Origin of the sequence: Variovorax sp. CCNWLW235, assembly GCF_037204085.1 — a bacterium.
In the GTDB taxonomy this organism is placed as follows: Bacteria; Pseudomonadota; Gammaproteobacteria; order Burkholderiales; family Burkholderiaceae_C; genus Variovorax.
The window spans coordinates 131,946-152,762 of record NZ_JBBCBW010000004.1; the positions used below are offsets into that span (position 1 = coordinate 131,946).

The 20,817-nt window shown below is 67.1% G+C and carries 16 protein-coding genes; 9 read left to right on the plus strand and 7 right to left on the minus strand.

Translation table 11 applies throughout. From position 1 onward, the window contains the following. Positions 1-83 precede the first annotated feature (83 nt). The 4 genes from V9L21_RS06835 to hprK all read left to right on the plus strand — a co-directional run bounded on the left by V9L21_RS06835 (position 84) and on the right by hprK (position 4,469). A complete protein-coding gene (locus tag V9L21_RS06835; protein WP_337310303.1) occupies positions 84-2,201 on the plus strand; it encodes an ATP-dependent helicase in 2,118 nt (705 codons plus the stop codon). A 222-nt stretch (positions 2,202-2,423) separates the two neighbouring features. Then, positions 2,424-2,753: a ribosome hibernation-promoting factor, HPF/YfiA family gene (hpf, locus tag V9L21_RS06840; RefSeq protein WP_126748817.1), complete on the plus strand. Its 330-nt coding sequence runs from the start codon at positions 2,424-2,426 to the stop codon at positions 2,751-2,753. Positions 2,754-2,933: 180 nt separating this feature from the next. Beyond that, positions 2,934-3,401 (plus strand): PTS sugar transporter subunit IIA, encoded by a 468-nt coding sequence (locus tag V9L21_RS06845; protein WP_126748816.1) that lies wholly within the window; start codon positions 2,934-2,936, stop codon positions 3,399-3,401. A 108-nt stretch (positions 3,402-3,509) separates the two neighbouring features. Next, a complete protein-coding gene (gene hprK, locus V9L21_RS06850) occupies positions 3,510-4,469 on the plus strand; it encodes an HPr(Ser) kinase/phosphatase (protein WP_258503639.1) in 960 nt (319 codons plus the stop codon). A 4-nt stretch (positions 4,470-4,473) separates the two neighbouring features. On the opposite strand, the gene fur is transcribed toward hprK, so the two are convergent. Then, the gene (gene fur / locus V9L21_RS06855) at positions 4,474-4,893 is read right to left on the minus strand and encodes a ferric iron uptake transcriptional regulator (protein ID WP_157611689.1); all 420 of its coding nucleotides are present in this window, start codon (positions 4,891-4,893) and stop codon (positions 4,474-4,476) included. A gap of 87 nt (positions 4,894-4,980) precedes the next feature. Between fur and V9L21_RS06860 the strand changes: the two genes are divergently transcribed. From V9L21_RS06860 to V9L21_RS06875, 4 genes are all read left to right on the plus strand, one after another. Continuing rightward, complete coding sequence (locus V9L21_RS06860; RefSeq protein WP_337310306.1) at positions 4,981-5,544, plus strand: outer membrane protein assembly factor BamE; 564 nt, start codon at positions 4,981-4,983, stop codon at positions 5,542-5,544. Positions 5,545-5,633: 89 nt separating this feature from the next. Next, positions 5,634-6,482 (plus strand): 4-hydroxy-tetrahydrodipicolinate reductase, encoded by an 849-nt coding sequence (gene dapB, locus V9L21_RS06865; protein ID WP_337310308.1) that lies wholly within the window; start codon positions 5,634-5,636, stop codon positions 6,480-6,482. 8 nt (positions 6,483-6,490) lie between these two features. Next, positions 6,491-7,192, plus strand: coding sequence for a MotA/TolQ/ExbB proton channel family protein (locus V9L21_RS06870; RefSeq protein ID WP_126748811.1), 702 nt, complete (start codon positions 6,491-6,493; stop codon positions 7,190-7,192). 20 nt (positions 7,193-7,212) lie between these two features. Continuing rightward, on the plus strand, positions 7,213-7,683 hold the full coding sequence (locus tag V9L21_RS06875; RefSeq protein WP_337310311.1) for an ExbD/TolR family protein: 471 nt from the start codon (positions 7,213-7,215) through the stop codon (positions 7,681-7,683). A 145-nt stretch (positions 7,684-7,828) separates the two neighbouring features. Here V9L21_RS06875 and V9L21_RS06880 read toward each other — a convergent pair whose 3' ends face one another. The 6 genes from V9L21_RS06880 to V9L21_RS06905 all read right to left on the minus strand — a co-directional run bounded on the left by V9L21_RS06880 (position 7,829) and on the right by V9L21_RS06905 (position 19,171). Beyond that, a complete protein-coding gene (locus V9L21_RS06880) occupies positions 7,829-10,312 on the minus strand; it encodes a glycogen/starch/alpha-glucan phosphorylase (protein ID WP_337310314.1) in 2,484 nt (827 codons plus the stop codon). Between the two features lie 41 nt (positions 10,313-10,353). Further along, positions 10,354-11,835 carry a glycogen synthase GlgA gene (gene glgA, locus V9L21_RS06885; RefSeq protein WP_337310316.1) on the minus strand — a complete coding sequence of 494 codons (1,482 nt, stop codon included), beginning with the start codon at positions 11,833-11,835 and terminating at the stop codon, positions 10,354-10,356. 17 nt (positions 11,836-11,852) lie between these two features. Continuing rightward, a complete protein-coding gene (gene glgC, locus V9L21_RS06890; RefSeq protein ID WP_337310318.1) occupies positions 11,853-13,151 on the minus strand; it encodes a glucose-1-phosphate adenylyltransferase in 1,299 nt (432 codons plus the stop codon). An 83-nt stretch (positions 13,152-13,234) separates the two neighbouring features. Further along, on the minus strand, positions 13,235-15,313 hold the full coding sequence (glgX, locus tag V9L21_RS06895; protein ID WP_337310320.1) for a glycogen debranching protein GlgX: 2,079 nt from the start codon (positions 15,311-15,313) through the stop codon (positions 13,235-13,237). Positions 15,314-15,317: 4 nt separating this feature from the next. Further along, a complete protein-coding gene (gene glgB, locus V9L21_RS06900; RefSeq protein ID WP_337310557.1) occupies positions 15,318-17,489 on the minus strand; it encodes a 1,4-alpha-glucan branching protein GlgB in 2,172 nt (723 codons plus the stop codon). Positions 17,490-17,494: 5 nt separating this feature from the next. Then, positions 17,495-19,171, minus strand: a complete 1,677-nt coding sequence (locus tag V9L21_RS06905; RefSeq protein WP_337310321.1) for an alpha-glucosidase — start codon at positions 19,169-19,171, stop codon at positions 17,495-17,497. 141 nt (positions 19,172-19,312) lie between these two features. On the opposite strand from V9L21_RS06905, the gene V9L21_RS06910 reads away from it, so the two are divergent. Further along, the gene (locus V9L21_RS06910; RefSeq protein WP_337310323.1) at positions 19,313-20,788 is read left to right on the plus strand and encodes an NAD(P)/FAD-dependent oxidoreductase; all 1,476 of its coding nucleotides are present in this window, start codon (positions 19,313-19,315) and stop codon (positions 20,786-20,788) included. The last annotated feature ends 29 nt before the right edge of the window (positions 20,789-20,817 follow it).

Genomic DNA, 20,817 nt, shown 5'->3' on the forward strand with positions numbered 1-20,817 from the left:
AGTTGCAGCGAGGCGCGATTATGTCATCGGCCATATGACGGCAGCCTCGCCGATCTGGATGGACATACAGTAAAGTCACGGCCATGCAGACTGCTGCGCTCCCCGTTTTTTCCGCTGCCGGTGCCACGCAGGCCGACCGCCTGGCCGCCGCGCTCGGCGCGCTCAACGACGAGCAGCGCGCCGCGGTCGAGCACGGCGTCGGCACCCTGGTCGGCCGCGACGAGCGTCCGCTGCTGGTGATTGCCGGGGCGGGCTCCGGCAAGACCAGCACGCTGGCACACCGGGTGGCGCACCTGATTGCCGGCGGCGTGGATCCGCAGCGGCTGCTGCTCCTGACCTTTTCGCGCCGCGCCGCCCAGGAAATGGAGCGCCGCGCGGGCCAGGTGCTGGCGCGCGTGCTGGGGCTCAAGTCCGAAAAGCCGCCGGCGCTGCCGTGGGCCGGCACTTTCCACGGCATCGGCGCGCGCCTGCTGCGTGAATATGCCGCGCACATCGGCTTGAACGACAACTTCACCATTCACGACCGGGGCGACGCCGAAGACCTGATGGGCCTGGTGCGCCACGAGCTCGGCCTGTCGACGAGCGTGAACCGCTTTCCGCGCAAGGGCACGTGTCTCTCGATCTACTCGCGCTGCGTCAATACGCGGGCGCCGCTGGCCCAGGTGCTGTCTGAAGCCTTTCCGTGGTGCGCCGAGTGGGAGGCGGAGCTCAAGCGCCTCTTTGGCGCCTACGTGGAAGCCAAGCAGCAGCAGAACGTGCTCGACTACGACGACCTGCTGCTCTACTGGGCCGGAATGGTGGCCGAGCCCGCACTGGCCGACCTGATCGGCGCGCGCTTCGACCACGTATTGGTCGATGAATACCAGGACACCAACCTGCTCCAGGCCTCGATCCTTCTCGCGCTCAAGCCCGATGGCCGCGGCGTGACGGTGGTGGGCGACGATGCGCAGTCGATCTACTCTTTCAGAGGCGCAACGGTCCGTAACATTCTCGACTTTCCCTCACAGTTTTCGCAGGCTGCGCGCGTCGTCACGCTGGAGCGCAACTACCGCTCGACGCAGCCGATCCTCGACGTCTCGAACCGGGTCATTGCCCAAGCCGCCGAACGGCATGCCAAGACGCTATGGACCGACAAGCCTTCCGCCGGCCGGCCGCAGCTGGTGCTGGTGCCGGACGAGGCGCAGCAGGCGGTGTGGGTGGCCGACAAGGTGCTGGAGCACCGCGAAGGCGGCCTTGCGCTCAAGTCGCAAGCGGTGCTTTTTCGCACCTCCACGCACAGCGCGCCGCTCGAGCTCGAATTGGCGCGCCGCAACATTCCGTTCGTGAAATACGGCGGCCTCAAGTTCCTCGAGGCCTCGCATGTCAAAGACCTGCTCGCGGTGCTGCGCTTCGCAGAAAACCCGCGCGGGCGCATGGCGGGTTTTCGCGTGACGCAGCTCATTCCGGGCATCGGTCCCGCCACCGGCGCGCGGCTGCTCGACGCCATGGACCAGGCGGCCGACCCGGCCGCGGCCGTGCGCGACTTCGTGCCGCCCGCCGCGGCGCGCGCCGAATGGGCGGTGTTTGCCGAGGCCTATGCCGCGCTGCGAGCGCCCTCGCTACCATGGCCCGCCGATGTGGACCTGGCGGTTCGCTGGTACTTGCCGCACCTGGAGCGGCTGTATGACGACCCCTCGGGCGTGCGGCGCGGCGACATCGAGCAGCTCGCGCGGCTTGCGGCGGGCTACGGCTCGCGCGAGCGCTTCCTGACCGAGCTCACGCTCGATCCACCCGAAGCCACGAGCGACAGGCCCGGGCCGCCGCTGCTCGACGAGGACTACCTGATCCTCTCGACCATCCATTCGGCCAAGGGGCAGGAGTGGAACTCGGTGCATGTGCTCAACGTGGTCGACGGCTGCCTGCCGGCCGACGTGGCGCAGAGCGCGCACGAGCTCGAAGAGGAACGGCGCCTGCTCTACGTGGCGATGACCCGCGCGCGCGACCACCTGCACCTGCTGGTTCCGCAGCGCTTTTACGTCACGCAGCAGGCGGTGCGCGGCGACCGGCACCTCTATGCCAACCGCACGCGCTTCATCTCCGAGCGCGATCTTGCGGGCTTCGAGCAGCAGACCTGGCCGCCCCCGCCGGAGCGGCCACCCGCAGTGCCGCCGCCCGCCGCGGTCATCGACCTGCGCAACCGCATGCGCGCTGCCTGGAACTGAAACAAGGCCCGGCCCGCCTGTAACCGGGCGGGGACGCAGCGCGACCCCCTGGGCAACTCAGGTATTGCAATACCGTGACAGCTTGGGCATAGTGAATCGACCTTCTCCTCTTTCTCTTCTTCTCTTTCTCTCCCCCGCACCCATTTCATCTGTATGTCGCCGGCCACGCTTCATTCCGGAGTGCTGGTCATTTCCCCAACCGTCAATTCCAGGAGGTCTTTCATGAATTTGACGATCAGCGGTCATCACCTCGACGTCACACCTGCCTTGCGCACTTACGTCACGAGCAAGCTGGACCGGATCACCCGGCATTTCGACCAGGTGGTCGATGTCAAGGTGATCCTTACGGTGGAAAAGCAGAAGGAAAAGGAACGCCGGCAAAAGGCGGAATGCAACATTCACGTCAAGGGCAATGACATGTTCGCGGAATCGAGCCACGCTGATCTCTACGCCGCGGTCGATGAGCTGGTCGACAAGCTCGACCGGCAAGTGGTGCGCCACAAGGATCGCCTGCAAGACCACCATCACGCGGCGCCCAAGCGCGTGATGTAAAGGCAGGGTTCCGGCTCCGGCCGGCCTGCGCCAAGCCGCCTTCGGGCGGCTTTTGCGTTTTATTACGTCTTTTCAGCCCTTGATCCACGGGCCTCTGGGCAACATGTAGATAAAAAGTAAGTAACCGGACTGGGGGTTTTTACCAAGCAGGTGCATAATCGCCCCCGCCCCGCACCCACCATGAATCGCCTCGCGTCCATCCTGCCGCCCGCTCAAGTCCTCGTGAGCGTTGACGCTACGAGCAAGAAGCGTGCTTTTGAAGAAGCAGGCTTGTTGTTCGAGAGCCTTCACGGCCTGGGCCGTGCGTTGATCACCGACAGCCTGTTTGCGCGCGAGCGTCTGGGCTCCACCGGGCTCGGCCACGGGGTTGCCATTCCGCATGGCCGGATCAAGGGCCTGAAGGCGCCCATGGCCGCCGTTTTCCAGCTGGCAAACCCGATCGGGTTCGACGCGCCGGACGAGCAGCCCGTCGGCCTCCTCATCTTTCTGCTGGTGCCCGAAGCGGCCACCCAGAAGCACCTTGAAATCCTCTCCGAGATTGCCGAGCTGCTGAGCGACGCCGGCCTGCGCGAACAGATCAAGTCGAGCACCGACGCAGCCGCGCTGCACGGGCTCATTGCCGGCTGGCAGTCCACGCAAGTCGCGTAGAGGTGCTTCCCGCACCCTTCAGAGGCCGCAGCAGCGGCCCCGCAGCGCCGGTTCCGGGTTATTCTGGCCTGCTCCAACACTAGGCGCTGAGCGCCATCTCCCGCACGCATGAAGCCGACCGTCATCAGCGCCGATGCCATGTTCGAGGAATTCCGCGGGTCGCTCCGCTGGGAGTGGCTTGCAGGGCTCGGCGCCTCCGAACGCCAATTCGACCCCGAAGTCATCAGCCGCGCCCAGTCGGCGGCCGACCTGGTCGGTTACCTCAACTACATCCACCCGTACCGCGTGCAGATCCTGGGCGCCCGCGAGGTGGCCTACCTGACGCGCGGCAGCCAGGAAGACTGCGCCCGGCGCATTGCCCGCATCGTCACGCTGGAGCCGCCGATGCTGGTATTGGCCGACGGCCAGGCCGCACCGGACGAACTGCTATCGATTTGCGAGCGCGCCCAGCTGCCGCTGTTCGCCACTCGCGAATCGTCGGCCTTCGTGATCGACCTGCTGCGGGCCTACCTGTCCAAGCATTTCGCCGAACGCACCTCGATGCACGGCGTGTTCATGGACATCCTGGGCATGGGCGTGATGATCACCGGCGAATCGGGGCTAGGCAAAAGCGAACTCGGGCTCGAGCTGATTTCGCGCGGCAACGGCCTGGTGGCCGACGACGCGGTCGATCTTTACCGCATCAACCAGAACACCATTGAAGGGCGCTGCCCCGACCTGCTGCTGAACCTGCTGGAGGTGCGCGGCATCGGCTTGCTGGACATCCGCGCGATCTTCGGCGAGACGGCGGTGCGCCGGAAGATGCGGCTCAAGCTCATCGTGCACCTGGTGCGGCGCGACAGCTTCGAGCGCGACTACGAGCGCATGCCCTCGGCGCCGCTCACGCAGGACGTGCTGGGCATTCCGGTGCGCAAGGTCATCATCCAGGTGGTGGCCGGCCGAAACATCGCCGTGCTGGTCGAAGCCGCCGTGCGCAATTCAATCTTGCAACTGCGCGGCATCGACACCTATGCCGACTTCGTCGCGCGCCACCACAAGGCCATGGAAAGCGGCCGCGACGGGGACTGACCGGCTACCGCTTATTGACGCAATCGCCGCAGAGGCCGTACAGCGACATGGCGTGGTCCTGCAGGATCCAGCCCTTGTCCTTGGCAATCATCTGCTGGCGGCGCTCGATCTCGGCGTCGTAGAACTCCTCCACCTTGCCGCATGAAGTGCAGATCAGGTGGTCGTGGTGCGTGCCCTCGTTCAGCTCGTACACCGCCTTGCCGCTCTCGAAGTGGCTGCGCTCGAGGATGCCGGCCTGTTCGAACTGCGTCAGCACGCGGTAGACGGTGGCCAGGCCGATGTCGGAGTGCTCGTTCAAAAGCACGCGAAACACGTCTTCGGCCGTCATGTGGCGCTGGCTGCCGGTCTGGAAGATCTCCAGGATCTTCAGGCGTGGCAATGTGGCCTTGAGGCCGGTATTCTTGAGTTCGTCGATATTGGCCATGATGGTTCCTGCGCCCGGTCTGCAAGCAGGCCCCCAAGGGGCCAGCCGCTACAATGGCCGATCATATCGCTACCCCTCTTTTCTCCCATGCCTGCCATTCTCCAACGCCGTCCCTGGCTGCTGGCCGCGGCCGTCGCAGCGACGTTCTGCCTCAGCGCCTGCAGCGGTTTCAGCGATCGCACGCGGGGTGCGCTTGCGGCCATCACGCCCTACAAGGTCGAAGTGGTCCAGGGCAATTTTGTGTCCAAGGAACAGGTCGAGGCGCTCAAGCCGGGCATGTCGCGCCAGCAAGTGCGTGAAATCCTCGGCACTTCTCTCCTGACCGACGTTTTCCACAAGGACCGCTGGGACTACGTCTTCACCATCAAGCGCCAGGGCGTCGATCCGCAGGAACGCCGTCTCACGGTCTTCTTCAACGGCGAGCTGCTCGACCGTTTCGAAGGCGACCAGATGCCCAGCGAAGAAGAATTCGTCGCCACGCTCGACACCCGCAAGAAGAGCGGCAAGGTTCCGCCGCTCGAGGCGTCGGAAGAAGAGCTGAAGAAATTCGCCCCCAAGGAAGACAGCAGCAAGAAGGCCGAGGCCACCGCTGCTGCCCCCAACCTGCCGCCGCTGCCGGCGGCGTATCCCCCGCTCGAAGCGGCGCGCTGAGCACGCGTCAACCAGCGAGGGCGGGCGCACCCGCCGAGTCAGGCGGGCGCGTGCCGGTCTCCATGCCCTATTTCGAAGGCTGAACCTGCGTGACTGAATCCATTTCTTCTCCCATTTCCGAGTCTTCCACGCCCGCCCTCCGGCGCGTTGCGATTGCCGGGGCCTCGGGCCGCATGGGCCGCATGCTGGTCGAGGCGGTGCGCGAGGCGCAGGATTGCCGCCTGGCCGGCGCACTCGATATGGCGGGCAGCGACGCCATCGGCGCCGATGCGGCCGCTTTCCTCGGCTTCACGAGCGGCGTGCCGATCGTCTCCGACCTGCGCACCGGCCTGCAGGACGCGCAGGTGCTCATCGACTTCACGCGCCCTGAAGGTACCCTCGCGCACCTGGCCATCTGCCGTGAACTCGGCGTGCAGGCCGTCATCGGCACCACCGGCTTCAGCGACGCGCAAAAGGCCGAAATCGCCGAGATCTCGAAAGACATCGCGATCATGGTCTCGCCCAACATGAGCGTGGGCGTCAACGTCACCTTCAAGCTGCTCGAAATGGCGGCCAAGGCCATGTCGACCGGCTACGACATCGAGATCATCGAGGCGCACCACCGCCACAAGGTCGATGCGCCCTCGGGCACCGCGCTCAAGATGGGCGAAGTCATTGCCGATGCGCTGGGCCGCGACCTGAAGGAATGCGCCGTCTACGCGCGCGAAGGCATCACCGGCGAGCGCGACCCCTCCACCATCGGCTTCTCGGCCATCCGCGGCGGCGACATCGTGGGTGACCACACCGTGCTGTTCGCCGGCACCGGCGAGCGCATCGAAATCACCCACAAGTCCGCCAGCCGCGTGACCTATGCACAGGGCGCGCTGCGCGCCGTGCGCTTCCTGGCGGGCCAGAAGTCGGGCCTGTTCGACATGTTCGACGTGCTCGGTCTCCGCTGAAAAACACGATGAGCGTGCTCGAACTGCTGACCCAGGGCGACGGCGTCAGCCGCTCGGTGGCCGCGCTGCTGCTCGCCATGTCGATCTCGAGCTGGGTCGTCATTCTCTGGAAGGCCTGGTTGCTGCGCGGCGGCACGCGCGACGTGCTGCGCAGCATTGCGGCGTTCTGGCAATCGACCACCCTGGCCGATGCGGAGCAGCGGCTCAAGGCCTTCGACCGCGCCACGCTGGTGCTGCCCGCGGTGAGCGCCATCAAGAATGCCGCCGCCGACGTGAACAGCGCAACCCTCGGCGCCACCGGCGACCGCAACCAGCGCCTCACGCGGGCCCTGCGCGAGGCACTGCATGGTGCGCTGCGCCGCCTGCAGTCCGGCCAGATCCTGCTGGCCACGGTCGGCGCCACCGCCCCGTTCGTCGGCCTGCTCGGCACGGTGTGGGGCATCTACGGCGCGCTCTCGGGCATTGCCGGCCAATCGGGCGGCTTCACCATCGACAAGGTCGCGGGCCCCGTGGGCGAGGCGCTGGTGATGACGGCTTTCGGCCTGGCCGTGGCCATTCCGGCCGTGCTGGCCTACAACGTGTTCGGCCGCGTCATCGGCCGGGTCGAGGCCGAGCTCGAGGGCTTTGCGCACGACCTGCTCGGCAGCTTCGGAAGCGCGCCGGCACCGGCCGCACCGCCGCCCGCAAGGCCGATGCCGGTTTCGGCCTGATCGAACGGGGCTCGGCACACATGGCCTTCGGTCGCACCTCGCTCGGCAGCAGTGCCGCCGGCGGCGGGCGCGCGACAGGCGCCGGCGGACAGCGGCCGCTGTCCGACATCAACGTCACGCCGCTGGTCGACGTGATGCTGGTGCTGCTGGTGATCTTCATCATCACCGCGCCGCTGATGGCGAGCTCGATCAAGCTCGACCTGCCCCAGACCAATGCCGGCCAGCCCAACGACACGCCCAAGTTCGTGAGCGTGTCGGTCGATTCATCAGGCAAGGTCTTCTTCAACGACCAGGCGGTCACCGACGAAGAATTGGCTGCCCGGCTGCAGAAAGCCGCTGCCGACAGCAAGGACACCGAGGTGCAGCTGCGCGCCGACCAGACCGTGCCCTACGGCAAGGTCGTGGCGCTGATGGGCATTGCGAACAAGGCGGGCTTGAGCCGCATCGGGTTTGTGACCGAGGCCGAGGCGGCGCCGGCAAAACCGCGCTGAGTGGCTTTGCTCCTTCCCCTTTGGGGGGGAAGGTTGGGATGGGGGCACAGCGGCTTCCGATTCACGGCAGTGGTTCATTGAGCGCCGTCGTGCCCCCACCCCGGTCCTCCCCCAGCGGGGGAGGGAGAAATACCGAAGGCTCGACTCAGCCCAGCACCACCGGCTTGGTACGCCAGATTTCATGCGCGTACTGCGCAATGGTGCGGTCCGACGAAAACGCCCCCATGCCCGCCACGTTCAGGATGGCCATGCGCGTCCATGCGTCCGAGTCGCGGTAGAGCGCATCGACCTCGGCCTGCTTCGCGACATAGCTCGCGTAGTCGGCCAGCAGCAGATAGTGGTCGCCCCAGTTCACCAGTGCATCGAAGATGCCCTGGTAGCGCGCCGTCTCTCCGTGCGAGAAGGCGCCATCGCGAATTGCATCGAGCAGGCGCTTGAGCTCGGGGTTGGCCTCGTAGATGTCGCGCGGCTGGTAGCCGTGCGCGCGGATGTCGGCCACTTCAGGCGTGGTGTTGCCGAAGATGAAGATGTTCTCCGCGCCCACGTTGTCGCGCATCTCCACGTTGGCGCCGTCGAGCGTGCCGATGGTGAGCGCCCCGTTGAGCGCGAACTTCATGTTGCCGGTGCCCGAGGCCTCGGTGCCCGCCGTAGAAATTTGCTCCGACAGATCGGCCGCGGGCATGATCACCTCGGCCAGGCTCACGCTGTAGTTGGGCAGGAACACCACCTTCAGCAGCTTGCCGACGCGGGCGTCGTTGTTGATGGTGCTCGCCACGTCGTTGATCAGCCGGATCACGAGCTTGGCCATCTGGTACGCCGATGCCGCCTTGCCCGCGAACACCACCACGCGCGGCACGATGTCGATGGTTCCGCCCGCGGCCTGCGCATCGAGGATGCGGTGGTAGCGCGTGATCACGTGCAGCACGTTGAGCAGCTGCCGCTTGTATTCGTGGATGCGCTTCACCTGCACGTCGAACATCGCGTCGGTGTCGAGCACCAGGCCCATGTGCTGTTCCACCCAGTTGGCCAGGCGCAGCTTGTTCTCGCGCTTGGCATGCCGAAAGGCGCGCGCAAAGGGCGGCTGCACCGCCATCGGCCGCAGCGCCTCCAGCTGCGAAAGGTCGCGCCGCCAGCCTTTGCCCAGGCGCTGGTCGAGCAGGCTCGCGAGCGGCGGGTTGGCCTGCGCTAGCCAGCGCCGCGGCGTCACGCCGTTGGTCTTGTTGTTGAAGCGCTCCGGAAAGATCTTCGCGAAGTCGGCAAAGATCGATTGCTTCATGAGCTCCGAATGCAGGCCCGACACGCCGTTGATCGAATGGCTGGCAAGCACCGCCACGTACGCCATGCGCACGCGGCGCTCGCCCGCCTCGTCGACCAGCGAGAGCCGGCGCAGCAGCTCCACGTCGTTGCCGGCCTTCTGCGTCACGGCCCCGAGAAACTTTGCGTTCATGTCGTAGATGATCTGCAGGTGCCGCGGCAGGATGCGGCCCAGCATCTCGACCGGCCATGTCTCCAGCGCCTCGTGCATGAGCGTGTGGTTGGTGTAGCTGAACACCTTCTGCGTGTGGGCCCAGGCCACGTCCCACGCCAGGCCGTGCTCGTCGAGCAGCAGGCGCATGAGCTCGGGCACCGCGAGCACCGGGTGCGTGTCGTTCAGGTGAATGCTCACCTTGTCGGCCAGCTGGTCGAAGGTCTTGTGGTTGCGCAGGTACCGCCGCAGCAGGTCTTGCACGCTGGCGCTGCAGAAAAAATATTCCTGGTGCAGCCGCAGCTCGCGGCCAGAGGGCGTGGAGTCGTCGGGGTAGAGCACGCGCGAAACGTTTTCCGAGTGGTTCTTGCTTTCCACCGCCGCCATGTAGTTGCCGCGGTTGAAGGCCGAGAGGTCGATCTCCTCGGTGGCGCGCGCCGACCACAGCCGCAGCGTGTTGGTGGCCTGCGTGCCGTAGCCCGGAATGATGGTGTCGTAGGCCACGGCCAGCACGTCGTGCGTGTCGACCCAGTCGGCCGCGCCGTAGGGAGCGTTGGTGCCTTCGCGCCTTTGCACGTGGCCGCCGAAGCGCACGCGGTAGTTCACCTCGGGCCGCTGAAACTCCCACGGGTTGCCGCGCGTGAGCCAGTAGTCGGGCGTTTCCACCTGCTGGCCGTCGACGATGCGCTGGCGGAACATGCCGTATTCGTAGCGGATGCCGTAGCCCATGCCCGGCACGCCGAGCGTGGCCATCGAGTCGAGAAAGCAGGCCGCGAGCCGGCCGAGGCCGCCGTTGCCCAGCGCCGCATCGGGCTCGCGTTCGGACAGCGCCGCCATGTCGACGCCGAAGTCGGCCAGCGCGTCGCGCACCGTGTCGTACAGGTCGACCGCCAGCAACGCGTTGGTGAAGGTGCGCCCGATCAGGAACTCCATCGACAGGTAGTAGACGCGCTTCAGGTCTTGCGCATAGTTGGCGCGGGTGGTCGCCATCCAGCGTTCGACCAGCTGGTCGCGCACGGCCAGCGCGGTGGCGTTCAGCCAGTCGTCCTGGCTGGCGGCCACGGGGTCTTTGCCGACGGCGTAGATCAGCTTGTTGGCAACTGCGCGCTTGAAGGCGGCCACGTCGCGGTCGGGATGGTCATAGGCGAAGTCTTTGATGGTCATGGGCTTCGGTAGATGGTTGTGGGTTGTGCGCCGTGGCGCAATCAGGCGGCCGCGGGCTCGAGCGCCTGCCGGTACACCTCGATGTATTGGGCGGCTGCGGTGGCCCAGTCTGCAGGCCGCCGCATGGCGTTGCCGCGCACCCGCCGCCAGTCGGGCGCGCGCTGGTAAAGAGCGAAGGCGCGCCGCAGCGCGCGGTTGTAGTCGGCGTCGTCGAAACGGTCGAACACGAAGCCGGTCGCGTCGCCGCTGGCCAGGTCTTCGAGCGTGCAATCGACCACTGTATCGGCCAGGCCGCCGACGCGGCGCACCAGCGGCAGGCTACCGTATTTCAGGCCGTACATCTGCGTAAGCCCGCAGGGCTCGAAGAGCGAAGGCACCAGCGTCACGTCGCCGCCGCCGAAGAGCTGGTGTGCGAGCGATTCGTTGTAGCCGATGGTGACGCTGACCGACTGCGGCGCCGCCGCCGCGCGCTGGCGAAAGGCTTCTTCGAGCCAGGGTTCGCCGCTGCCCAGCAGCGCAAGCTGGCCGCCTTCGGCCAGCAGGGCGTCGAGTCCGCCGAGCACCAGGTGCAGGCCTTTCTGTTCGGTGAGTCGGCTCACCAGAATGAAGAGCGGCACATCGGCGCGCACGGCCAGCCCCAGCTGATGCTGCAGCACCGCCTTGCAGCGCGCCTTGCCCGCCATGTGGCGGCCTTCGGGCGTGTGATAGCCCTGCACCAGCGCCGTGTCGATGGCCGGGTTCCAGACCTTGTCGTCCACTGCGTTGAGGATGCCCGTGAGCACGTTGCCGCGCAGGCGCAGCAAGCCGTCGAGCCCGAAGCCCTGCTCGGGCGTCTGGATCTCGCGCGCGTAGGCCGGGCTCACGGTGGTCAGGTGGTCCGCAAAGTAGAGGCCGCCTTTCATGAACGACACCTGCCCGTGGTATTCGAGCCCGTTCATGTGGAATGCGGGCCCCGGCAGGCCCAGGTCGGCAAAGTTCCATGGCGCCGAGATGCCCTGGTAGGCCAGGTTGTGCACGGTGAACACGCTGCCCACGCGCGGGGCGCCGGCCTGCCGCGCAAAGTGCAGGTAGGCCGGCGCCAGGCCCGCATGCCAATCGTGCGCATGCACGACCTCGGGCTGCCAGCCGGGGTCGAGCCCCTGCGCCAGCTGCGCCGCCGCCCAGCCCAGCAACGCGAAGCGCCGATGGTTGTCGCCGTAGGGCTGGCGCGTGCTGTCTTCGTAGGGGTTGCCGGGCCGGTCATACAGCGCCGGCGCATCGATCACGTAGGCGGGAATCGGCGGGTTGCCATCGACGGCAATGCGCCCCGCGAGCAGGGCGAAGCGTTCGCCCCACGGCGCGGCAAGCTCCCCCACCAGAGCCAGGTCGCGCACGCCGGCCACAATCGCCGGAAAGCCCGGCAGCAGCACCCGCGCGTCTTGCCCGGCAGCCATGAGGGCGATCGGCAATGCGCCGGCCACGTCGGCAAGGCCGCCGGTCTTGAGCAGGGGAAAGAGTTCGGCGCTGACCTGGAGTATTCGCATCGTGGGGCGGTGCGGCCTCAGGCAGCCAGTCGCTTGAGCATTTCGCGCGTGACCAGCACCACGCCGGTCTCGGTGCGCTCGAAGTGCGCGGCATCGGCCTCGGCGTCTTCGCCGATCACCATGTCGTCCGGAATGACGCAGCCACGGTCGATGACCACGCGGTTGAGCTTGCAGCCGCGGCCAACCTCCACGTCGGGCAGCAGCACCGCCTCGTTGATTTCGCAGAACGAATGGATGCGCACGCCCGAGAACAGCACCGAGCTGCTCACCTTCGAGCCCGAGACGATGCAACCGCCCGAGACGATGGTGTTGACGGTCATGCCGTGCTTGCCGTCCCGGTCGAGCACGAACTTGGCCGGCGGCAATTGCCGCTGGTAGGTCCAGATGGGCCAGTCTGTGTCATAGATGTCGAGCTCGGGGGTGATCGAGGCCAGATCGAGGTTGGCTGCCCAGAATGCATCAATCGTGCCCACGTCGCGCCAGTAGGCCTTGGCGTCGGGCCCGCGCGAGGCGCGCGTGACGCACGACATGCCGAACGGATGCGCCAGTGCGCGGCCCTGCGCCACGGCGCGCGGGATGATGTCCTTGCCGAAATCGTGGCTCGAATCGGGGTTGGCGGCGTCTTCCTCGAGCAGCTGGTAGAGGTATTCGGAGTCGAACACGTAGATGCCCATGCTGGCCAGCGCCACATCGGGATGGCCCGGCATCGCGGGCGGATCGGCCGGCTTTTCGAGAAAGGCGGTGATCTGCCGGCCGTCGTCGATGGCCATCACGCCGAAGGCCGTGGCTTCCATGCGCGGCACCTCGATGCAGCCGACCGTGCAGCCCAGGCCGCGCTCGGCATGGTCCTTGACCATGATGGAGTAGTCCATCTTGTAGATGTGGTCGCCGGCCAGCACCACCACGTAGTCGTGCTTGGTCGAGCGGGTCTGGATGATGTCGAGGTTCTGGAACACCGCATCGGCCGTGCCGCGGTACCAGTGCTCGTCGCCCGTGCGCTGCTGCGCGGGCAGCACGTCGACCATTTCGTTGAGCTCCGCGCGCAGGAAGCTCCAGCCGCGCTGCAGGTGGCGCATGAGCGAGTGCGACTTGTACTGCGTGACCACCGCCATGCGCCGGATGCCGGAGTTGAGGCAGTTCGACAGCGCGAAGTCGATGATGCGGAACTTGCCGCCGAAGTAGACCGCCGGCTTGGCGCGCCGGTCGGTCAGCTGCTTCAGGCGCGAACCGCGCCCGCCGGCCAGCACCAGCGCAATGGTGCGGCGAACCAGTTGGTGCGCCTGCAGGGGCGCTTGCGGCGTGCTGTTGTTGTCCATATCGGTCTCCGTTCGTTGTCGGGTCGTCTCGTCGTCGTCAGGGTTTCCGCAATCAGCCTAGCACCGTGCCGCACGGCTGGCTCCTACGTTCTTGCAATCCACAGGCTCGAATGAGGCACTTCCACCGTGCCCGCATGGGTCTGGTCGGGGCTGCTTGCGGCGTCCGCCTCGGGGTCGGTCGCGAGCCGGCAGCGCCATGCGGCGGGAGGCAGTGCGAATGAAACAGCTTGTGGTCCCGCATTCACCAGTACCAGCCAGTCCGGCCCATCCGTTGCTGCGGCTTCGAAAAGGACTGCAAGCGCCGTGCCGTGGTTCCATTCGGCTTCCTGCATGGGTGCCCCGTCGGGCCGCAGCCAGCGGATGCCCGGGGTTCCCGGTGCCTGTCGCGCCGGCCACCACCGCGTGCTGCGCAGGGGGGGCGCTTCGCGGCGCAGGGCGATGAGCCGGGCGACGAAGGCGCTCAGGCGGGCGGCGTCGCTCGCGGGCTCGTGCGTGCCGATCCACGCGAGCCAGGTGGTTTCGTTGTCCTGGCAATAGGCGTTGTTGTTGCCTTTCTGGCTGTGGCCGAGCTCGTCGCCGGCCAGCAGCATGGGCGTACCTTGCGAGAGCAGCAGCGTGGCGAGCAGCGCGCGCTGCTGCCGGCTGCGTTCGGCCAGCACGGCGGGGTCGTCGCTCGGCCCTTCGACGCCGAAGTTGTTGCCGAGGTTGTGGGCATGGCCGTCGCGGTTGTTCTCGCCGTTGGCCAGGTTGTGCCGTTCTTCGTAGCTCAGCAGGTCGCGCAAGGTGAAGCCGTCATGCGCCGTAATGAAGTTGACGCTGGCCGTGGGCGCACGGCCATGGTGGGCGAACTGCGCGCTCGACGCGGTGAAGCGATGCGCAAAATCGCCCAAGCCCGCTGCGCCCCCGCGCCCCTGCCGCAGCCAGAAGCCGCGCTGCGTATCGCGATAGCGGTCGTTCCATTCGAGCCAGCCCGGCGGAAATTCGCCAAGGCGATAGCCGCCCGCGCCGATGTCCCAGGGCTCGGCGATCAGCAGCGTGCGCGAGAGCACCGGGTCTTGCGCAACGGCCGCAAAGAAGGGCGCGCGCGGGTCGAAGCTGCCATTGGCTCCCCGCCCCAGCACCGGCGCCAGGTCGAAGCGGAAGCCGTCGACGCCGAGTTCGCAAACCCAATGCCGCAGGCTGTCCATCACCAGCTGCAGCACACGCGGCTCGGCGAGGTTCAGGCAATTTCCGCAGCCCGTCCAGTTGGCATACAGCGCGCGGTCGTCCGAGCGCAGGTGGTAGTACAGCGCGTTGTCGATGCCGCGCAGCGAGAGCGTGGGGCCGAATTCGTCGGTTTCGGCGCTGTGGTTGTAGACCACGTCGATCACCAGCTCCATGCCGCGCGCATGCACCGCGTCGGCCATGGCGCGGAATTCGCTCGCCGGCGTGGTGCCGGGGCGTCCGCTCCAGTAGCGCGCCTCGGGCGCGAACCAGCCGATGGTGTTGTAGCCCCAGTAGTTGCTGAGGCCCATGGCAAGCAGCCGCTGTTCGTCGGCGCGGTGTTGCACCGGCATCAGGCTCAGCGTGGTCACGCCGAGGCCCTGCAGATGGTCGAGCACCGCGGGTTCGGCCAGGCCGGCGTACGTGCCGCGCAGTGCGGCGGGCACGGCCGGATGCAGCCGGGTCTGTCCCCGCACATGCAATTCGTAGAGCACGCGCTCGCCGGCCGGAATACGGGCATGACCCGATGCAGCCGAAACACCGCCGGTTGCCGCCACGCGGGCCTTGAGCGCCACGGCGCCGTTGTCGCGTGTGTTCCGCCGGTCCGGGCTCGCGGGGTCGTGCCCCAGGAACAGATCGCTGCCGTCGTATGTGCCGACGATCTCTCGCGCATACGGGTCGAGCAGCACCTTGGCGGCATTGAATCGCTGCCCCTCGTGCGGCGCCCAGCGGCCGTGCACCCGATAGCCGTAGACCAGCCCGGCGCGACCGCTCGGCAGCAGGCCGTGCCAGATGCCGTCGGTGAAGGCTGGCAGCCGGATGCGCTGCTGCTCGTTGCGGCCTGTCGCGTCGAACAGGCAAAGCTCGACAGCCTCGGCATTCGGCGCCACGAGCGCAAAGTTCACGCCGTTCGGCGAAAGCGTTGCACCAAGGGGGAAAGGGGAGCCCGTATTCAGCATCGTTTCAAGCCAATACCCACATCACGGTGGCCAAGGGCGGCACGCTGATTTCGATTGCATGGTCCTTGCCGTGCCAGCGGGTCGATGAACTCTCGACCACGCCATTGCCCACACCGCTGCCGCCGTACACCGCGGCATCGGTGTTGATGGCCTCGCGGTATGCACCCGCCGCGGGCACCCCCAGCCGATAGCCATGACGTGGCAATGGCGTGAAGTTGCACACCGCCACCACGAACGAGCCGTCGCGCGCCCGGCGCACGAAGGCGAACACCGACTGGTCCGAATCGTCGTGCACGATCCACTCGAAGCCGGGTCGCTCGGTGTCGAGCTCGTACAGAGCGGGAAAGTGCCGGTACACATTGTTCAGGTCGCGTACCAGCCGGCGTACGCCCTGGTGCATCGGGTGCTCCAGCAGGTGCCAGTCCAGGCTGCGGTCGGCGTTCCATTCGGCCACCTGCGCGAATTCGCTCCCCATGAAGAGCAGCTTCTTTCCCGGGTAGGCCCACAGGTAGCCGTAGAGGTTGCGCAGCCCCGCGAACTTTTGCCACTCGTCGCCCGGCATGCGCCCGAACATCGAACCCTTGCCGTGCACTACCTCGTCGTGCGACAGCGGCAGCACGAAGTTCTCGCTGTGCGCGTACATCAGCCCGAAGGTGATCTGCTGGTGATGGTGCTTGCGGTGGACGGGGTCGGTGCCCGCGTAGGCGAGCGTGTCGTTCATCCAGCCCATGTTCCACTTGTAGTGAAAGCCCAGGCCGCCGTCTTCTGGCGGCCGCGTCACGCCCGGAAAACTCGTCGATTCCTCGGCCAGCGTGATGGCGCCCGGCCGCTCCACGCCCACCACGTGGTTCATGCGCCTAAGGAAGCCGATGGCCTCGAGGTTCTCGCGTCCGCCATAGGCGTTGGGCACCCACTCGCCCGCCTTGCGGCTGTAGTCGCGATAGAGCATGGATGCCACCGCATCGACGCGCAGGCCGTCCACGCCATAGCGTTCGAGCCAGTACAGCGCATTGCCGACCAGGTAGTTGCGCACCTCCGTGCGCGCGTAGTTGAAGATGAGCGTCTTCCAGTCGTTGTGAAAGCCTTCGCGCGGGTCGGCGTATTCATAGAGTGCGGTGCCGTCGAAGCGGCCGAGGCCGTGCGCATCGGTGGGGAAGTGCGCGGGCACCCAATCGAGAATGACGCCCAGCCCCGCCGCATGCGCCGCTTCGACGAAGTGGCGAAAGTCGCCCGGCGTGCCGAAGCGCGAGGTGGGTGCATACAGGCCGATGGGCTGGTAGCCCCACGAGCCATCGAACGGATGCTCGCTCACCGGCAGCAGCTCGATGTGCGTGAAGCCCATGTCGCGCGCATAGGGCACCAGCGTGTCGGCCAGCTCGCGGTAGTCCAGCCATTCGTGCCCGTTCTTGCGGCGCCATGAGCCCAGGTGCACTTCGTAGATGCTGATTGGCGCATGGCGGTTGTTGGCCGCAGTCCGCTCCGGCGGCATGGCGACCGGCGCGGGCAGCGGTGCCACCACGCAGGCGGTTTCAGGCCGCAGGCGCGAAGAAAAGGCGAACGGATCGGCCTTGCGCAGCACCTCGCCTTCGGACGAAAGAATCTCGAACTCGTAGCTGTCGCCGGTGGCCACGTGCGGCGCAAAGATTTCCCACACGCCGCACTCGCGGCGCAGCCGCATCATGTGGCGCCGGCCGTCCCAGTTGTTGAAGTCGCCCACCACCGACACGCGCCGCGCGTTGGGCGCCCACACCGCAAAGGCCACGCCCTTCACGCCATCCATCTCGCGCAGGTGTGCGCCCAGCCTTTCCCAAGGCCGCAGGTGCGTGCCCTCGGCCAGCAGCCACACATCGGTTTCGCCGAGCACGAAGGGAAAGCGGTAGGGGTCTTCGAGTCGCGAGGTGTGCGTGCCCCAGTCGACCTGGAACGAATAGCCCAGCAGCGCCTCCGCCGCCGGCACCAGGCCCGAAAAGATGTCCGAGCCATCCTGGCGGGCGAGCATGGCCAGCGGCCAGCCGGTGCGCGTGTGCATCACCGCCACGCTGTGCGCGCCGGGCAAGAGCGCACGCACCTGCAGGCCGTCGCGTGTCTCGTGCGGCCCGAGCACTGCGAACGGATCGCCGTGTTCGGCGCGCATCAGTGCACGGGCTTCGCGTTCGGGCAACAGCATCGGTGGCATGTTCTTCACATTTGCTCTTCGCTGGCGGGGCGGCCGAAAAAGACACCATAGGGTGGCAGCGTCAGCATGCTGCTGTCGCCGCTTGCCTGCACGCGGGCTCCGGCCTGCGGCGAATGCGGGTGCCCCGGCAATGGCACGAGCGCCTCGCGCAGCGCGACCGAGACGGACTCGTCTCCCAGGTTGAAAAGCGCCTGCAGCGATTGGCTGCCCTCGCGCCGCTCGAACCACAGCACCGGCTCGGGCGCATCGAAGAAAGCGATGCTGCCCGTGCGCAGCAGCGGCTGCGTGCGGCGCCAGTGCAGCAGCGCGCGGCTGAAGGCGAGCATCGAGTCGGGATCGGTCGACTGGCGATCGACCGCCAGCGGCAGGTGGCGCCCATGGACCGGCAGCCACGGCCCGCCGGTGGTGAACCCGGCATGAAGCTCGTCGGCCTTCCAGGGCATGGGCGTGCGGCAGCCGTCGCGACCCTTGAACTCGGGCCAGAACGCGCGGCCGTACGGGTCTTGCAGCAGCTCGAACGGCACCTCGGCCTCGGGCAGCCCGAGTTCTTCGCCCTGGTAGATGCTGGCGCTGCCGCGCAGGGTGAGCAGCAGCGTGAGCCAGAGCCGGTCGCGCCGAGTGTCTTCAGGCTTGCCGTTGCTCCAGCGCGTGGCGACGCGGGGCACATCATGGTTGGAGACGGCCCAGCAACCCCAGCCACCCGTGGGTGCGAGCGCCTGGTCGAGCGTTTCGACCTGGTGGCGCAGGTGCTGAACGCTGTGCTCGGCCGTCAGCAGGCTGAAGCTGTAGGCCAGGTGCAGGCGCCGGCCCAGTTCGGTGTACTGCGCCATCACGGGCGGCGCGTTCTCGTCGCCGACCTCGCCGAGCGCGACCGCACCGTAGTCGTCGAGCAGCTTGCGCAGGTTTTCGAGGAAGAGCAGGTTCTCCATCTGGCTCTTGTCGTAGAGGTGCTGCTGCATTGCATAGGGGTTGTCGGCACGCACGGTACTCACCTCGTCCAGCGCGGCCGTGCTGGCCGGCGGGTTGTCGCGCAGCTGCGCGTCGTGGAACTGGTGGTTGCAGGCATCGAAGCGGAAGCCGTCCACGCCGCGCTCGCACCAGAAGCGCACTTCGCCGAGCAAGGCCTGCTGCACCTCGGCGCAATGGAAGTTGAGGTCCGGCTGCTCCTTCAGAAAGCTGTGCAGGTAGTACTGCCGGCGGCGCGAGTCCCACTGCCAAGCCGAGCCGCCGAACACCGAGAGCCAGTTGGTCGGCGGCGTGCCGTCGGGCCGCGGGTCGGCCCACACGTACCAGTCGGCCTTGGGGTTGTCGCGGCTGGAGCGGCTTTCGGCAAACCAGGCGTGCTGGTCGGAGGTATGCGAAAGCACCTGGTCGATGATGATCTTCAGGCCCAGCGAATGCGCGCGGGCCAGCATCTCGTCGAAATCGGCCAGGGTGCCGAAGATCGGGTCGACGTCGCGGTAGTCGGACACGTCGTAGCCGAAGTCCTTCATCGGCGAGCGGAAGAAGGGCGACACCCAGATCGCATCGACCCCCAAGCCGGCCACGTGCTCGAGCCTGGAGGTGATGCCAGGCAGGTCGCCAATGCCATCGCCGTTGCTGTCCATGAAGCTGCGCGGATAGATCTGGTAGATCACCGCGCCGCGCCACCATTCGCTGTTGCTGCTGTGATTGCTGCGCATGCTGCCCCTGTGGTCTGAAAATCATTGTGGCATGCGAGATCCGGGCCCGGTCCATGCATGGGTCTCTCCGGTCGCGCCTGAAAAGCTTTCTACACTGGGCAGGGGTTTCATGTGAACCCCGCTCCCGTTCCCGCTCGCAAGATGACAACCGACTCCGTTCCCCTCGTACTTTCTTCTTCGCCTGAAGGCCTTGACGCGCTCGAACGGCGGCTCGCCAAGGACCTCGAATGCCTGGGCTGGCCAGCACGCTCATGGATGCCCGTTCGCGAGCACGCGGGCGAGCCGGTGCTCGACGTGGCCGTCATCGGCGGAGGGCAGGCCGGGCTGGCCGCCGCCGCAGCCCTTGCGCAGCAGGGCATCCGGGCTGTGGTGTTCGACCGATCGGCCGCAGGCAACGAAGGCCCGTGGGCCACCACCGCGCGCATGGAAACCCTGCGTTCGCCCAAGGAGCTGACCGGCCCCGCGCTCGGCCTGCCCGCGCTGACCTTCCGTGCGTGGTTCGAGGCGCAGTTCGGCGCCGAAGCCTGGGCGGCGCTGGACAAGATCCCGCGCCTGCAGTGGATGGACTACCTGGTCTGGTACCGCCGGGTGATGAACGTCGATGTGCGCAACGAAACCGCGGTCACCGCGATCAAGCCGCTGCCCGATGCGCCGCTGGTGCGGCTGGAACTGCGCACGCCCGCCGGAGCGCAGCGCGTGCTGGCGCGCCGCGTGGTGCTTGCCACCGGCCGCGACGGCCTCGGCGGCCCGGCCGTTCCCGCTTTCGTCAACGCACTGCCGCGCTCGCAATGGGCGCATTCGTCCGACGCCATGGACTACGGCAAGCTGGCCGGCCTGCGCGTAGGTGTGATCGGCGCGGGCTCGTCCGCCATGGACAGTGCGGCCACCGCGCTGGAATGCGGCGCGCACAGCGTCGAGCTGCTGATCCGACGGCCCGACCTGCCGCGTGTCAACAAGGGCAAGGGCGCCGGCGTGCCAGGCCTGACGCAGGGCCATTACGACCTGCCCGATGAGCTCAAGTGGCGCATTCGCCACTACATCAACGTGGCGAACGTGCCGCCGCCGCACGGCAGCACGCTGCGCGTGTCGCGGTTTCCGAACGCGTTCTTCAACTTCGGCTGCCCGGTTCTCTCGATCGAGCCGCAAGGCACGGCCATGCGAGTGGCCACGCCCAAGGGCGATTTCGTGTTCGACTTTCTCATCGTCTCGACCGGCTTCAAGGTCGACTGGGGCAACCGGCCGGAGTTCGACGCCATCGCGCCCCATGTGCGCACATGGGGTGACCGCTTCGTGCCCGCGCCCGGCAACGAAGACCAGGAGCTGGCCGATTCGCCCGATCTCGGCCCGGTGTTCGAATTTCAGGAACGCGCGAAGGGCGAATGCCCGGGGCTCGATCGCATCCATTGTTTTTGCTATCCGGCGGCCTTGTCGCACGGCACGGTGTCGGGCGACATACCCGCGATCAGCGACGGCGCCAGGCGGCTTGCGAGCGGCATGGCCAGCCTGTTCTATCGAGAGGATTTCGAGCACCACTTTGCCAACATCGAGGCCTACAGCGAGCCCGAGCTGTTCGGCGACGAGTGGGTGCCCGCGCCGCCGCCGGCCGAACGCGGCTGAACCTGCAGACCCATTCAACCGGATTGAAT